This is a genomic window from Limnoraphis robusta CS-951, assembly GCF_000972705.2.
On sequence record NZ_LATL02000192.1, the window covers coordinates 1 to 17256 of the forward strand.

Below are 17256 nucleotides of genomic sequence, written 5' to 3' on the forward strand. Positions count from 1 at the left end.
CTTAAATGCAATTCATCCAATTTATGGTGAAAAAGCAAAAGATTTTTGTTTGTTAGAAGCGGGTTATATTAGCCAACTTTTAATGGAAACTGCACCCAAGCATGAAATCGGTCTTTGTCCAATTGGTACTTTAGAATTTGAACCCATACAAGAATGGTTTAAGCTCGAACCCAATCAAATATTATTACATAGCTTTGTAGGCGGTCGCATTGATAAGGCTTGGACAAAACAGTGGTTATCTCCAGAAACTCCTCAAAAATCCGAATCGATTCTAGAAAAATTACGTCAGTTTTTACGCGAGAAGTTACCCGAATATATGATTCCTCAAAACTATATAATCTTGGATGAACTTCCCCTAACACCCAATGGAAAGATAGACCGTAAAAATTTACCAAAACCCGAGAGTTTTACTTCTCGAAATCAACTAGAATATGTAGCACCGAAAACTGAATTACAGACAGAAATAGCAGCAATTTGGCAAAAAGCTCTCAACTTAGAAAAAGTAGGCATTCAAGACAACTTCTTTAATTTAGGAGGAAATTCACTATTAGCCACTCAGGTTATTTCTCAAATGCGTCAAGCCTTTAAAGTAGACATTTCAATTCGTCGCTTTTTTGAAACGCCAACTATTGCTGATTTGGAACTAGATATCAAACAAAATAACAATCAAGTTCCTGAAACTGAACAGATTAAAATTGAGCGGGTCAACCGTAATGATTCCCAAGAAAATCTAGATAATCTCGACCAAATTTCAGAACAAGAACTTGATGATTTACTCAGTCAAATGTTAGCGGAGGAAAACTAATGAACCCAACACCATCTAACCTTTCCAAACTTTCGCCCGAACAAAAGCGAAAACTGCTCAAACAACTCATGCAAAAAAAGGCTAACAAGCCTCAATTTTTTCCGCTTTCATTTGCTCAACAGCGACTTTGGTTTCTAGATAAACTACAGCCCGGAAGTTCAGTTTATAATCTTCCTGCTGCTTTACATTTGCAGGGTTCACTGAATATTGATGCTTTAGAAAAAAGTATTAATGAAATCATCAAACGCCATGAAATATTAAGGACAAATTTTACGGAAATTGAAGGTGAGATAGTTCAGAGTGTTTATCCAGTCTTGAATCTCAATATTCCCGTGATTGATTTTCAGGAATTTTCTCAGACTCAACGTGATATTGAAATTAAAAAGCAGATTCAACAAGAAGCATCACAGCCCTTTAATTTAACTCAAATTCCTTTATTACGAGCCAAATTATTAAAGCTTTCAACCGATGAATATATACTGCTGTTTACCCTGCATCATATTATTTCTGATTACTGGTCAATGCGGGTACTGATTCAAGAATTAGCAGCAATTTATCAAGCCTTCTATCAAGACAAAAATTCATCTTTACCTGAACTCAATATCCAATATGTAGACTATGCTGTTTGGCAACAGAAATGGCTACAAAGTGAAGCTCGTTCTGCTCAACTTAGTTACTGGAAACAGCAACTAAAAAATAATCCACAAATTCTCCAATTACCCACAGATTATCCGCGACCTGTGGTACAAACTTATCGAGGAGAAACACAATCTTTTTCTCTATCTTCTCAACTTTATGAATCTTTAAAAGTTCTTGCTCGTCAGGAAGATGTAACCTTATTTATGTTGTTACTGGCAGCTTTAAAAACATTACTTTATCGCTATACTCAGCAAGAAGATATTATAGTTGGTTCAACGGTTGCTAATCGTAATCGCCCAGAAATTGAAAATCTTATTGGTTTATTTGTTAATAATTTAGTCTTTAGAACAAACCTATCTGGAAATCCCAGCTTTAGAGATTTTATCAAACAGGTACGCGAAGTCACTCTAGGGGCTTATGCTCACCAAGATTTGCCATTTGAATATTTAGTAGAAGAATTGCAGACTCAACGCAACTTAAGCCACAATCCTCTCTTTCAAGTGATGTTTATTCTTCACAATACTCCAACAAAAACTGTTCAACTCACGAACTTAACTTTTAATTATATTAATCCAGAAAATAAAACAGCTCGATTTGATTTGAGCTTGGATATGTATGAAAAACCATCGGGACTCATGGGAGTATTTGAATATAATACAGATTTATTTAAAGCTGAAACAATTAGCAGAATAATTGTTCACTTCCAAACCTTGTTAGAACAAATTCTTACTAATTCTAATCAAAAATTATACGAACTTTGCTTGTTAACAGAAACAGAAAAAAATCAACTCTTAGTCAAATGGAATAAAACTCAAACACCATTTAAAAACCTCGCCTGTATTCATCAACTCTTTGAAACCCAAGCCCAACAAACACCGGATGCTGTTGCTATTGTTGACTCACATCAACAACTCAGTTATCAGCAACTCAATACAACTGCAAACAAACTCGCTCACCACCTACAAAAACAAGGCGTTCAACCTGAACAAACCGTCGGTATTTGTTTAGAGCGTTCCTGTGAAATGGTTATCGCTTTATTAGCTGTTCTCAAAGTCGGAGCCACATATATTCCCCTTGACCCTGCCTATCCTCCAGAGCGTCTCAATTACATTATCAATAACGCTCAAATCTCACTCATTATTACTCAAACATCCCTCAATTATTTACAATTTTCAGTTCAAAATATTCTAAAATTAGAAAAACATTGGTCAATCATCACTCAACAAAAATCAGACAATCTTTCTCCTGATATTAGCCTTGATAATCTAGCTTATATTATCTATACCTCCGGTTCTACAGGTCAACCCAAAGGCGTACAAATTTCTCATCGCGCCTTGAGTAACTTTCTATTTGCTATTAATCAACATCTCAACCTAATACCATCAGACGTTTTATTATCTGTTACCAGTCTGTCTTTTGATATCGCCGCCTTAGAACTTTATTTACCTTTAATTATCGGTGCGCGTGTAGTGATTGCCTGCCAAAAAACCACCACAGACAGCCAACAACTTCAACATCAAATCAAGCAATTAAACATCACAATTATGCAAGCCACGCCAGCCACCTGGCAAATGTTAATCCTTGGCGGATGGTCGGGAAAGCACAACCTAAAAATTCTCAGTGGAGGAGAAGCGTTAGACCCGAAATTAGCCCAACAACTTGATCAAAATTCTCAACAACTCTTTAACCTTTACGGGCCAACTGAAACTACAATTTGGTCATCAATTTATCAAGTTAAAAATCAAGAAAATTTAGATAAAAATTTAACCGTTCTTATTGGTCGCCCTCTTGCTAATACTGAGTTTTATATTCTCGATAAAAATCTACAACCCGTTCCGATAGGAGTACCCGGAGAGTTATATATCGGAGGAGTTGGAGTCGCTAGAGGCTACTTTAATCGAGCCGATTTAACCGCAGAACGTTTTTTACCCAATCCCTTTAAAAAGACTTCTGAACGCCTGTATAAAACGGGAGATTTAGCACGATATCTGAGTGATGGAAATGTTGAATATTTAGGACGCCTAGACTCTCAAGTAAAACTGCGAGGTTTTAGAATAGAATTAGGAGAAATAGAAGCAATATTAAAACAACATCCACAAGTTCAACAGGCTGTGGTTGTAGTCAATTCACAAGCTCAAGAAAAGCGTCTCATTGCTTATATTGTCTCTACTCATCAGTCCGAGTTAAATGTTACAATGCTGCGAGAATTATTAGCCAAAAAGTTACCTAGTTACATGATACCTTCTGCTTTTATCATGTTAGATACTTTTCCTTTAACTCCCAATGGTAAGATTGATAGACGTGCGCTTCTAAGTGTTAAAGAACAAGTCACAAACTTATCAGATATTCACGAAATACCCCAAACACCTACTGAGGAAATATTATCAGGAATATGGGGAAAAATCCTAAATTTAAAGCAGATTGGTAGAAAAGATAACTTCTTTGAACTTGGCGGACATTCGTTATTAGCAACTAGCGTTATCTCGNAACTCCCAATGGTAAGATTGATAGACGTGCGCTTCTAAGTGTTAAAGAACAAGTCACAAACTTATCAGATATTCACGAAATACCCCAAACACCTACTGAGGAAATATTATCAGGAATATGGGGAAAAATCCTAAATTTAAAGCAGATTGGTAGAAAAGATAACTTCTTTGAACTTGGCGGACATTCGTTATTAGCAACTAGCGTTATCTCGCAAATTCGTGAAATTTTCAAGATTGATTTACCCTTGCGTCGTCTATTTGAAATGCCAACAATATCGGGGTTAGCAGAAGCAATATTAACGACTCAAAAAACTCATTCTCCACTTAAAATTAAAGCACTTCAAGGCATAAATAGACAAGAAAACTTACCCTTATCTTTCGCTCAACAACGACAATGGTTTTTAGCTCAACTCGAACCCGATAGTCCTTATTATAATATTCCGGGAGCAGTCCGAATAAAAGGAAAACTGAATATTGGGATACTTGAACAAAGTTTTAACACAATAATTCATCGTCACGAAGTCCTCAGAACAAGTTTTATAACTATTGAAGGAAAACCCCAGATAGTGATTTCACCTTCAACTCAATTCAATCTTCCTCTTATTGATATTAGTGAAGTTCCAAGCTCACAGCAAGAAGGTTATATTAAACAATTAATTCAACAAGAAGCACAGTATCCTTTTCACCTCAATATTAGTCCATTACTAAGAGTTAAAGTAATAAACGTTTCGGAAATAAATCACGTTATTTTAATGACGTTGCATCATATTATTTCAGATGAACAATCGGTGATAATTTTAATACGAGAAGTCGCTAAATTCTATGAAAATATCTCTCAAAATCAACCTTCACAACTTCCACCATTACCCATTCAATATGTAGATTTTGCGGCTTGGCAACGACAATATTTGCAAGGAGAATTATTAGAGAATCAATTGGGTTACTGGCGACAACAGCTAGAGGGAATACCGACGGTTTTAGAATTACCAACTGATTACACACGTCCGGCGGTTCAAAGCTTCCGAGGAGCCACAAAAACCTTTCAACTTTCTCTCGAACAATCTCAAGCAATTAAAACTTTAAGTCAGCAGTCAGGTTGTACATTATTTATGACCTTATTAGCAATCTTTAATACTTTCTTATATCGCTATACAGCAAGTAAAAATATTGTTGTAGGTTCTCCGATTGCTAATCGAAATTCAACAGAAACCGAAAGCTTAATTGGATTTTTTGCTAACACATTAGCCCTACGAACACGTTTAACTGGAAATCTCACCTTTGAGGAGTTATTACAGCAGGTTAGAGAAGTAGCGTTAGAGGCTTATGCTCATCAAGACTTACCCTTTGAACAGTTAGTAGAAGCAGTCCAAGCGCAGCGAGATTTAAGCTATACTCCTCTATTTCAGGTGATGTTTGTCTGGCAAAATGCAACAATACAGCCGATTAAATTATCAGGTTTAAATTGGCATTTAATTGAGAGTGAAAATAAGACAGCAAAATTTGACTTAACATTATATATGGCTGAAACTGTTGAAGGATTAGTGGGTAAGTTTGAGTATAATACCGATTTATTTAAAGCAGAAACGATTCAACGTTTAATAGAAAATTTTCAAACCTTAATGTCAGGAATTATCGATGAACCCAAACAAAAGTTATCTAACTTGCCGCTTCTCCCAAAAACTGAACAGCAAAAAATACTACAGGAATGGAATCAGACTGAATTAGAAGTTAAACCTGTTTGTTTACATCATTTATTTGAAACCCAAACCGAGAAAACACCTCATGCAACGGCGTTAATTTTTGAGAATCAACAGTTAACTTATCAACAGTTAAATCATCGAGCCAATCAACTCGCTTATTACTTACAAAAATTAGGAGTTCAACCTGAAGTTAGAGTGGGAATTTGTGTTAAACGTTCAATTGAAACGGTTGTGGCAATGTTAGCCACTCTCAAGGCAGGAGGTGCCTATGTTCCCCTTGACCCAACCTATCCAACAGAACGATTAACTTTCATGTTGGAAGATGCTAAAATAGCCGTTTTAATCACTCAAAATACAGAATTTTTAGATTTTAGTTCTTCTCTCAAAGCTATTGTTAATTTAGATAGAGATAGGGAAAAAATAGCTTTAGAAAATCAAACAAATCCGTTCCATGAAGTTATTCCTGAAAATTTGGCTTATGTTATCTATACATCTGGTTCAACAGGTAAACCAAAAGGCGTTGCAATCAATCATTCTAGTCCAATTTTCCTCATAGAATGGGCGAAAACTGTCTTTACAAAAGAACAACTTTCAGGCGTTTTTGCTTCAACTTCTATCTGTTTTGATCTCTCAATATTTGAGTTGTTTTTACCGCTAAGTGTCGGAGGAAAAATAATTTTGGGTGAAAATGCTTTAGAGTTACCCTCCTTACCTCATTCTGAAGAAGTGACTCTGATTAATACAGTCCCCTCTGCCGCGACAGAACTACTTAGAATTAACGGTATTCCCAAAGGTGTAAAAACAGTCAATTTAGCAGGTGAAGCATTATCAAATTCCCTCGTTAAACAACTTTATAAACAACATATTCAGCAGGTTTTTAACCTTTACGGCCCTTCAGAAGATACCACCTATTCAACCTTTGTATTAACTGAACCAGGAAGTCATAAACAGCCTTCAATTGGTCGTCCAATCGCTAATACTCAAGTCTATATTTTAGACCGTTATTTGCAACCTGTTCCGGTCGGTGTTCCCGGTGAATTATATATCGGAGGATCAGGTTTGGCGAGAGAATATCTCAATCGTCCTGAACTGACAGCAGAGAAATTTATTCCTAATCCATTTACAAAACAAAATCAAAAAAATAATCGTCTTTATAAAACAGGAGATTTAGTTAAATATTTACCCGATGGAAATATTGAATATTTAGGTCGGTTAGATAACCAAGTTAAAATTCGAGGATTCCGTATTGAACTCGGAGAAGTTGAGGCGATTTTAGTTAAACATTCTCATGTTGCTCAAGCCGTTGTGAGTGCTTGGGAAGATAAAGCTAAAAATAAGCGTTTAATTGCTTACATTATCCCCAAGTCAAAAGATGAAAATTTAGCTTATGAACTGCAAAACGAATTACGTCATTTTCTGAAAGATAAGTTACCTGATTATATGATTCCTGCGGTGTTTATGGTATTAGAAAGCTTACCTCTAACACCGAATGGTAAAATTGACCGTAAAGCACTACCAGCCCCAGAAAATCAGCCGATAGAAAGACAGCAAAATTATACTGAACCTCGAACTACAAAGGAAAAGCAACTCGCTAAAATTTGGAGTCAGATTCTTAGGGTTGAGAAAATTAGTATTAACGATAACTTCTTTGAATTGGGGGGTGATTCTATTCTAGCAATTCAAGTCGTTTCTCAAGCCAATCAAGCAGGTTTAAAGATCACACCTAAGTCTATTTTTAAATATCAAACTCTGGCAGATTTAGCCGCCATAGCAGAAGAAAGAGCGGCGATAAACGCTGAACAAGGAGTTATTACAGGTTCTCTCCCGCTTACCCCCATTCAACACTGGTTTTTTGAGCAAAATTTAATCGATCCTCATCATTGGAATCAGTCTATTTTATTAGAGGTTAAATCAAACATTAGCTTTAATAAATTGGAAATGGCGTTTAAAACCTTACTCAAACACCATGATGCACTACGTTTATATTTTGAGAAAAATCAATCTATTTGGCAACAGTTTAATTCCGATCATCATATAGACTTCTCGATTCTTAAAATAGATTTATCAGAACAACCTAAACAAAATCAAGAACAAGCAATTTGTACAACTGCAACACAGCTTCAAGGTAGCTTCAANAAATCAATCTATTTGGCAACAGTTTAATTCCGATCATCATATAGACTTCTCGATTCTTAAAATAGATTTATCAGAACAACCTAAACAAAATCAAGAACAAGCAATTTGTACAACTGCAACACAGCTTCAAGGTAGCTTCAACCTCTCTCAGCCACCTCTAGTTCGAGTCGCCTGCTTTGACTTAGGTTGCAGTCAAACAAGCCGTTTATTGATTATTATTCATCACTTAATCATTGACGGGATTTCCTGGCGAATTTTATTAGAAGATCTTCAGAACCTTCTCCAAACAAGTTCTCAAAGTCAAACATTTAAACTTCCAGCAAAAACAACCTCCTTTAAACACTGGTCAGACCATCTAAAAGAATATGCAAACTCAACAGAACTTCAAACCGAACTTGAATATTGGCAGAATTTATCTCAGTCGGAAATTGTAAACATTCCGGTTGACTGTCTAACTGAAAATAATACAATGGCTGAAGCTAAAACAATTTCAGTAACATTAAGTTCAGAAGAAACTCAGTCTCTCATTCATCAAGTTCCAACTGTCTATCAAACACAAATTAACGATATTTTACTAACAGCTTTAGTTCAAGCCTTTTATCAATGGACAGGACAACGAAAACTACTCATTGAACTCGAAGGACACGGACGAGAAGAACTTTTTGATCAGGTTGACTTATCTCGGACAGTCGGTTGGTTTACTGCTTTATTTCCTGTCTTATTAGATTTAGAAAATAGTGATAATCCTGATGATAATCTCAAGTTCATTAAAGAACAACTTCGTCAAATTCCCAAGAGAGGAATCGGTTATGGTTTGTTACGTTATCTCACGCCTCAGAGTCATCTAATCAAAAATAAAAATGCAGAAATTCGCTTCAATTATTTAGGACAAGTTGATCAAGTTTTCCCCTCTAATTCTCTGTTTTATCCTGCTAATGAATCAACGGGAATCGCTCGGAGTCCTAGAAATCATCGAAACTGTTTAATTGAAATTGATAGTATTGTTTCTAGAGGTCAAATGCGATTTAATTGGACTTATAGCCAAGCCATTCATCGTTCAACAACAATTGAAACTCTCGGGGAAAACTTCTTAAATAATTTGCGACAATTAATTAATCACTGTTTATCCTCAGAAACAGGAGGTTACACACCGTCTGATTTTCCACAAATGGATTTTAGTCAAGATGAACTCGATGAACTTTTAACAGATTTATAAAGCTTTATTTACACAACTCTCTCAATCATCTTTAGTAACCCTAATTAAAATGAATCAAAATAAAAATATTGAAGATATTTATCCCCTTTCCCCGATGCAGCAGGGGATTCTATTTCACACCCTACTTTCTCCAGATTCCGGTGAATACATTCCTCAAGTTTGTCTCACTCTCACAGGTTTATTAAAAATTGAACAGTTTAAACAAGCTTGGGAACAGGTTATTACCAGACATCAAAGCCTACGAGCATCTTTTCATTGGGAACGTCGAGAACAACCTTTTCAAGTCATTTATCGTCAGGTTAACTTACCTTTATATCAACAAGATTGGCGAAATTTATCACCCGATGAACAGCAACAACTCTTAGAAAACTTCCTAAAAACAGATCGCCAACACAACTTTAATCTGAAAAAACCTCCTCTAATTCGACTAAATTTAATTCAACTGGCTGATAATATCTATAAACTAATTTGGACTCAACATCATTTAATTATGGATGGTTGGTCAGCAGGATTAGTGATTAAAGAAGTATTGAACATTTATCTATCATTATTAGAAGAACAATCCTTTTCTCTACCCAAATCTCCTCCCTATGGCGAATATATTGCTTGGTTGTCTAAACAAGATTTGTCAGCCGATCAAAAATTTTGGACAGAAAAACTCAAAGGTTTTACAACTCCAACATCCTTGAGAATTGAGCAGAATTTAAACATCCTTTTTTCTGAGACAAACAAACAACAAGAACAAGAGATTAAACTTTCTCCAGCAACAACCTCAGCATTACAATTATTTGCTCAAAAACATCAACTCACTTTAAATACAATGATTCAAGGTGTTTTTGCAATACTTTTGAGTCGTTATAGCGGTGAGGAAGATATTCTCTTTGGCGCAACTTATTCCGGTCGTCCAGCCGCTTTAACTGGAGTAGAATCAATGGTTGGGTTATTCATTAATACTCTACCTGTTCGGGTTAAAGTTCCAGGTCAATCTTTTATCATCTCATGGTTAAAGCAACTGCAAAATCAACAAGCAGAAGCTTTACAATATGAATACACATCTTTATTAGAAATTCAGAAATGCAGTGATATTCCTGCTGGCTTACCTCTGTTTAAAACAATTTTAGTTTTTGAAAATTATCCAATCGATAAAACTTTAATACAACAAGATAAAACTCTAAACATTCAGAATGTCCATTCAGTTGAATGGACAAACTTTCCGCTAACAATATTAGTCGGACTGGGTTCAGAACTTTCAATAAAAGTCAAATATTCTTGTCATCTATTTGAACCCACAACAATTAACCAATTTTTAGAACATTTTAGCATCTTACTCCAAGAAATAATCACTCATCCTGAACAACGCTTGGGAGAATTTAACTTTTTAACTACAACTGAAAAACAACAGCTATTGATTGACTGGAATAACACTCAAGTTGACTATCCTGAAACTCAATGTATACATGAATTATTTCAAGCCCAAGTTGAACAAAACCCCGATGCGATCGCACTTATTTTTGAAGACCAATATTTAACTTATCATACCTTAAATTATCAATCTAATCAACTCGCCCATTATTTACAAAATCTTGGAATTACATCAGAATCTTTAGTTGGGGTTTGTGTTGAACGTTCCCCAGAAATGTTAATCGCAATTTTGGCAATTCTCAAAGCCGGAGGTGCTTATGTTCCCCTCGATCCATCTTATCCCCAAGACAGACTAGAATTTGTTATAGAAAACGCTCAAGTTTCTACGGTTTTAGTTGCTGATTATTTATCAAATAAAATCTCCCATACAAAAGCAGAAATCATTACTTTAGATAATACTTTACAGGATAAAATCAGTGAACAGTCATCCTTTAACCCGATAACTAACACCACACCTCAAAACAGTATTTATGTGATTTATACTTCCGGTTCAACAGGTAAACCCAAAGGAGTTATTAACACCCATCACGGATTACATAACCGCTTACTTTGGATGCAAAATACATATCAATTAACTCCAAGCGATCGCATTTTACAAAAAACACCATTTAGCTTTGATGTCTCCGTTTGGGAGTTCTTTTGGCCCTTGCTGAATGGTGCTTGTTTAGTCATGGCTAAACCCGAAGGTCACAAAGATAGTCATTATTTAGTAAAATCAATTATTAATCAACAAATTACAACCCTGCATTTCGTTCCGTCAATGCTGCAAGCTTTCTTAGAGGAAAAAGACTTAAAACAGTGTAAATCAATCCAGCAAGTTTTCTGTAGCGGGGAAGCTTTAACCCTTGAACTTCAGAACCTCTTCTTTAAACACTTTGATGCCGAATTACATAATCTTTATGGCCCTACAGAAGCCGCCATTGATGTCACCGCTTGGACGTGTATTCGTGATAGCAAGCTATCAACTGTTCCCATTGGTTATCCCATTGCAAATACTCAAATATATATCCTTGATTCTCATCTACAACCTGTCCCTATAGGCGTACCCGGAGAATTGCATATTGGCGGTGTTGGACTAGCGAGAGGCTATTATAACCGTCCAGAATTAACGGCTGAAAAATTTATTCCTAATCCATTTAATTCTCAAAAAACATCAGATCGTTTATACAAAACAGGGGATTTAGTGCGATATCTTGCTGAGGGAAATATAGAATATTTAGGACGACTAGATTATCAAGTTAAAATTCGGGGATTGAGAATTGAACTGGGAGAAATAGAAACGGTATTAAACCAACACCCAGACATTAAAGCTTGTCGAGTAATCGCTCAAAATTATCACTTAAATGAGCAATATATTGTAGCTTACATTATTCTTCAAGAACCACTCAGTACACTTGAACAGTTCAATCAAAAACTACAGGATTTTTTAGCAGAAAAGCTACCTGACTACATGATTCCTAGTCATTTTATCACCTTAGATCAATTTCCTTTAACTCCCAGTGGAAAACTCGATCAACAGTCACTCCCTAAACTAGAAAACATCAATCAAAAAACATCAGTTTACGTTGCACCGCAAAACCCAATAGAAGAAAAAATCGTTATCATTTGGCAAGAAGTCTTAAAACTTGAAAAAATCGGAATTTACGATAACTTCTTTGAACTCGGAGGACATTCATTACTAGCAACTCGGGTAAATTCTCGCTTGCGTGAAGCCTTTAAAATGGATATCCCTTTGCGAACCTTGTTTGAAAAACCGACTGTTTATAGTTTAGCAGAACGAATTTCTACGATGCAAATAACCATTCAGCAATTTTCACAATCTGATTCTATTCAAAAAGGAAATCGAAAAGAAATGGAAATATAACACTAATTTTTTTCAAAAAAAAGGACAGATGATCAACCTGCCCTCTACAAAATCTCTCAGAAATTTAACCCATCTCAGCCGTAATAGTGATAAAGGTTTCCACTGTTTCACCCGGTTCAGCCANAAGAAATGGAAATATAACACTAATTTTTTTCAAAAAAAAGGACAGATGATCAACCTGCCCTCTACAAAATCTCTCAGAAATTTAACCCATCTCAGCCGTAATAGTGATAAAGGTTTCCACTGTTTCACCCGGTTCAGCCATTAGCAGAAACTCTCCTGTATTCAAAGCATTGCGAGGAGAACTCCAGGGTTCTAAACAATAAAAATCTTTCCCTTTAACCGTCCAGAAAACCAAAGTAGAGTAGCGATCATCCCAGTTGAAAGTTAGCTTGAGATTGCGACTCGAATCACTCACGATAGCAGAAGATTGAGATAAATTGAAAAACGCGATATCGATTTCATCTTGCTCAAAATCAAACTTTCCTGAAAAGGTTTGTATGGTATCATCATCTTTCGCTTGAAACTGAGTTGAGGGTAAATCAAAAACTAATTGNAAACCAAAGTAGAGTAGCGATCATCCCAGTTGAAAGTTAGCTTGAGATTGCGACTCGAATCACTCACGATAGCAGAAGATTGAGATAAATTGAAAAACGCGATATCGATTTCATCTTGCTCAAAATCAAACTTTCCTGAAAAGGTTTGTATGGTATCATCATCTTTCGCTTGAAACTGAGTTGAGGGTAAATCAAAAACTAATTGATTTTTATTCATCACCGTAAAGTAAGGATGAATACCCGTTGCAAACGGCATCGGTTCCTCAGATAAATTTTTGTGACAATAACGAAGTTCTAGAGTATTACCCCGCAATGTGTAAATAAAATTCAACTCAAAATCAAACGGATAAACGACACGAGTTTGATCATTACTTTTCAGGCTAACGGTTAAACTCGCACCATTTTCTGTAGACTGATTTGTGACTTCCCAAGGTAAACTTCGAGCAAAACCATGTTGCTTCAGTTGATAAGTTTGTCCATTCAGGCTATAGGTATCATTGGGTAAATTTCCACAAATTGGGAATAATAGAGGAATGCCACCCCGCACGGATAGAGAAGGATCACTAAAGCGCTCGGTATCTAAATAAAAAATTTCATGCTCACCAATACGCCAGTCTGTGATAATTCCCCCTCGCTCTGGAACCACGGAAACTTCAGAGGAAAAAGTTTCATCCGAAAGAATGTAGGTTTGATATTGCTGCTGTTTGACAGTGACCGCAGGCATGAGTAGTTAACCAAAAACAACAGTTACTAGCCTCTCATACAATTGGCTTTTAGGTGTATTTTCTCCTATTTTTTGAAGAATTCCTCAGATCGAATCACCCTGAAACCACGCTATTCAGTTTTTCAGGATTTCAACCCACATTAAATAATCCGATAAACCACTGCACCATCACGCTCTCTGTTTCCTACAATCATTAAATCTTCCCGTTGTAATTCTTCCAAAAGCAAACGAACTTCTGGGGCAGAACAATTGATTTCTAACACACAATCTGCGAGAGTAACTTCCCCTTGAGCCTTTGCTAATCTCAACAGTTGAATTTTCTGGCGATCCGGGTTAATTGCTGGAAATTTCGGCTCTTGTAAACGTTTTTTCGCTTGACTCACAGCCCGAGAATTCTCAAGAGCAGTCCCCACCCCATAGAGAACTTGTAAACCGAGAATAAAGTCTTCTTCATCTTCAAGATTTGGATCTCCGGCTATACAAATTCCAGCAACGCCAACAAAAATTCCTAGACTCACTAACAGCGCTTTGTAGCGTCCGGTATAAATATAACCCAGTAAGGGAAAAAATAACGTCAGAAATGCTGTTGCTCTAGTATTTTTTTGGGCGAGTTTTTGTGTTTGGTCAAGTTCTTGAGTCATAGCAACTAGAGATTGTATATTTGGCTTCTCTCTCTGCGGGTTGCATTGATTTCCGATATCTGGAAATTTACAGCAACCCAACTCGTTTTTCAGTCACAGTCATCCACAGAACCTAGAAGCCTGAAAACCTGTCGATGAACGGACTCATAAACAAAAGCAACAGATGAGAAAGTTTTTTCCAACCGTCAAACAGAGGGACTGTCCGATAATATTTAGCAGACCGCCCTATCTTAGTTGTACCTCGTAGCCGCCCAGATGGGTATTAACCGAACAAAATTGATTTAATCTTCAAGTTTAGAAAAACCGACTAACCCGAGCAAGTAACCGGGGTATACTAGAAAACAAGTGAAATCGTATTACATCTTAATTTGGTGGAATTGTCCTGTAAGAGTCAATATGCACTTCTAGCCTTGCTAGAGTTAGCTGCTCACTATCCCCAGAGTGAGCCACTTCAAATTCGTCAAATTGCCAGTCAGCATCATATTCCCGAGCGCTATCTGGAACAACTCCTCGCGACGCTAAAGCGAAGTGGTCTGGTTCGCAGTCAACGAGGCGCTAAGGGAGGATATTTGCTCGCAAAGGAACCCTGGAAAATTACCCTGTTTGATGTCGTTGTCTGTTTGGAAGGGTCGAATTCAGACTCCACCCGAAACTCTCGTCATAAAAGCCTCGAAAGTCTGGTTGTAGGAGAAGTCTGGCAAGAAGCGGATCAAATGGCAAACTCAATTTGGCAGAAATATACCTTAAAAGATTTGTGTGAAAAATTAGATGCCAAGCGACAAACCAATCTTATGTATTATATTTAAGCTGCCCCAATCCATTTTTAATCATTGCTCAAAAATAAAAATTTTAGCTCCAAACAAACTCGATTGATTTGACGAATCGCTAGAATAAACAGTGGGCTATTAACCATTTATCTTCGAGATAAAATGTTAGTGGTCTATTATAGCATGAACCGTTGAATNGTGTGAAAAATTAGATGCCAAGCGACAAACCAATCTTATGTATTATATTTAAGCTGCCCCAATCCATTTTTAATCATTGCTCAAAAATAAAAATTTTAGCTCCAAACAAACTCGATTGATTTGACGAATCGCTAGAATAAACAGTGGGCTATTAACCATTTATCTTCGAGATAAAATGTTAGTGGTCTATTATAGCATGAACCGTTGAATCGAGATAAAATTTATGCAAACATCAACCACCAATCATTACAAAACCTTAGAAATTCAACCGACAGCGACCCAATCAGACATTAAACAAGCTTATCGTCGTTTAGCGAAATTATTTCACCCGGATAGTCAATGTGAAACCGCTAACCATGAGCGAATTATTCAGATCAATGCAGCCTACGAAGTCTTAAGCGATCCTCAGCGGCGTCAATCCTACGACCAACACCTGAACACAACTTCCTCTTATTCCACTCCCACAGCAACCACAACCTCAACGACTCAAACCCGAAGGCGTCGGAAAACAGCACAAGCCGTAGATGCTCAACTTGAGGAATGGCTGAACCAAGTTTATAAACCCGTAAACCGTAACCTTGACCACATCCTTAAACCCTTTAAAACCGAAGTCGATAAACTCTCTGCTGACCCCTTTGATGACCAACTCATGGAAGATTTTCAAATCTATATTGAAACCTGTCGAAACCTTCTTTCGCAAGCTCAAAATCGATTTCGTTCAGTTCCAAATCCTGCCAACGTAGCAGGCGTTGCCGCTCATCTTTATTACTGTCTTAATCATGTCAGTGATGGACTAGAAGAACTCGAATTTTTTACCCTGAATTATGATGATTCCTGTTTGCATACCGGACATGAATTATTTAGAAGGGCTTCAGGATTACGTCGAGAAGTTCAGCATGAAATGAAGAAAATGATCTGATCAGCAAAGTGAATTGACACCCTAAAATCCCTCGGAGATTGAAATTGTCTACAAAAAAGTTTAAAATTAGTTTACATGACTTAACAACTAATNAAGGGCTTCAGGATTACGTCGAGAAGTTCAGCATGAAATGAAGAAAATGATCTGATCAGCAAAGTGAATTGACACCCTAAAATCCCTCGGAGATTGAAATTGTCTACAAAAAAGTTTAAAATTAGTTTACATGACTTAACAACTAATGGTTGGTGTGCGTTGTATGGAATGCGTTATCACTCGTCGGGAAGAGTTTTCAGCCAGCCATCGCTACTGGATGAGCGAATTAAGCGAAGCTGAGAACTTTGAACGATTTGGGCCGACTGCTCGCGCCCCCGGTCACGGACACAACTATGTCCTCTACATCTCAATGGTAGGACAACTAGACGAATACGGGATGGTATTGAACCTCTCCGATGTCAAACACGTTATCAAACGGGAAGTGACCAGTCAACTCGATTTTTCCCTCCTCAACGAAGTCTGGCCAGAATTTCAGCACACCCTACCGACCACCGAATATCTAGCACAGGTCATTTGGCAACGTTTGACGCCCCATCTTCCCCTGACCAACATTCAAGTTTTTGAACATCCGAAACTCTGGGCCGATTACCAAGGAAACAGCATGGAAGCTTATTTAACCGTTAGCACTCATTTTAGCGCTGCTCACCGACTCGCTCACCCTGACCTCAGCTTTGAGGAAAATTGCCAAATTTATGGCAAATGCGCCCGTCCCAACGGTCACGGTCACAACTATCATCTCGAAGTCACCGTTAAAGGCGAAATTGACCCCCGCACCGGGATGATTGTAGACTTAGCCGCTTTACAACAGGCGATCGATGATTATGTCGTTGAACCCTTTGATCACACCTTCTTAAATAAAGATATCGCCTACTTTGCCAAAGTCGTACCTACAGCCGAAAATATCGCCGTCTACATTCGTCATTTGCTACAAAATCCCATTCGTCAATTAGGCACCCAGTTACACAAAGTTAAACTGATCGAAAGTCCGAATAATTCTTGTGAAGTTTACTGCACAGAAACCCCCGCAGATTCAACTGTAACTAAAACTCCGGTTTTTGCGACAGTTTAACGGGTTCAAAACAGAGGATTAATCCCCCTAAATCCCCCTTAAAAAAGGGGACTTTATCC

9 protein-coding genes and 2 pseudogenes are annotated in these 17256 nt (G+C 37.1%); 8 read left to right on the top strand and 3 right to left on the bottom strand.

Annotated features, from left to right (window positions below; translation table 11 throughout):
* The 5 genes and pseudogenes from WN50_RS16530 to WN50_RS16545 form a co-directional block, all read left to right on the top strand.
* Positions 1–805 (top strand): phosphopantetheine-binding protein (locus WN50_RS16530; protein ID WP_049559859.1); only part of this gene is annotated, 805 nt, incomplete at its 5' end.
* Positions 805–3930, top strand: a 3126-nt coding sequence (locus WN50_RS30995) for a non-ribosomal peptide synthetase (protein ID WP_235440988.1), incomplete at its 3' end; no start/stop codon positions are given. The genes WN50_RS16530 and WN50_RS30995, both read left to right, overlap by 1 nt.
* A 116-nt stretch (positions 3931–4046) precedes the next feature.
* On the top strand, positions 4047–7765 hold a 3719-nt coding region (locus tag WN50_RS37625), incomplete at its 3' end, for an amino acid adenylation domain-containing protein (RefSeq protein ID WP_425354816.1).
* Between the two features lies 1 nt (position 7766).
* Positions 7767–8982, top strand: a pseudogene (locus WN50_RS37630) (condensation domain-containing protein); the annotation flags it as partial.
* 49 nt (positions 8983–9031) lie between these two features.
* Positions 9032–12268, top strand: a complete 3237-nt coding sequence (locus tag WN50_RS16545; protein WP_046278145.1) for a non-ribosomal peptide synthetase — start codon at positions 9032–9034, stop codon at positions 12266–12268.
* A 205-nt stretch (positions 12269–12473) separates the two neighbouring features.
* On the opposite strand, the gene WN50_RS36305 is transcribed toward WN50_RS16545, so the two are convergent.
* From WN50_RS36305 to WN50_RS16560, 3 genes and pseudogenes are all read right to left on the bottom strand, one after another.
* Positions 12474–12824 (bottom strand): aldose epimerase family protein (locus WN50_RS36305; protein WP_049559866.1); only part of this gene is annotated, 351 nt, incomplete at its 5' end.
* 1 nt (position 12825) lies between these two features.
* A pseudogene (locus WN50_RS16555) lies at positions 12826–13549 on the bottom strand (aldose epimerase family protein); the annotation flags it as partial.
* A gap of 140 nt (positions 13550–13689) precedes the next feature.
* Complete coding sequence (locus tag WN50_RS16560; RefSeq protein ID WP_046278147.1) at positions 13690–14190, bottom strand: hypothetical protein; 501 nt, start codon at positions 14188–14190, stop codon at positions 13690–13692.
* A gap of 368 nt (positions 14191–14558) precedes the next feature.
* On the opposite strand from WN50_RS16560, the gene WN50_RS16565 reads away from it, so the two are divergent.
* The 3 genes from WN50_RS16565 (at position 14559) to WN50_RS16575 (ending at position 17197) form a co-directional block, all read left to right on the top strand.
* Positions 14559–14996, top strand: a complete 438-nt coding sequence (locus WN50_RS16565; protein WP_046278148.1) for an RrF2 family transcriptional regulator — start codon at positions 14559–14561, stop codon at positions 14994–14996.
* A 382-nt stretch (positions 14997–15378) separates the two neighbouring features.
* Complete coding sequence (locus WN50_RS16570; RefSeq protein ID WP_046278149.1) at positions 15379–16074, top strand: J domain-containing protein; 696 nt, start codon at positions 15379–15381, stop codon at positions 16072–16074.
* A 256-nt stretch (positions 16075–16330) separates the two neighbouring features.
* Positions 16331–17197 carry a 6-carboxytetrahydropterin synthase gene (locus WN50_RS16575; RefSeq protein ID WP_046278150.1) on the top strand — a complete coding sequence of 289 codons (867 nt, stop codon included), beginning with the start codon at positions 16331–16333 and terminating at the stop codon, positions 17195–17197.
* Positions 17198–17256: the final 59 nt, after the last annotated feature.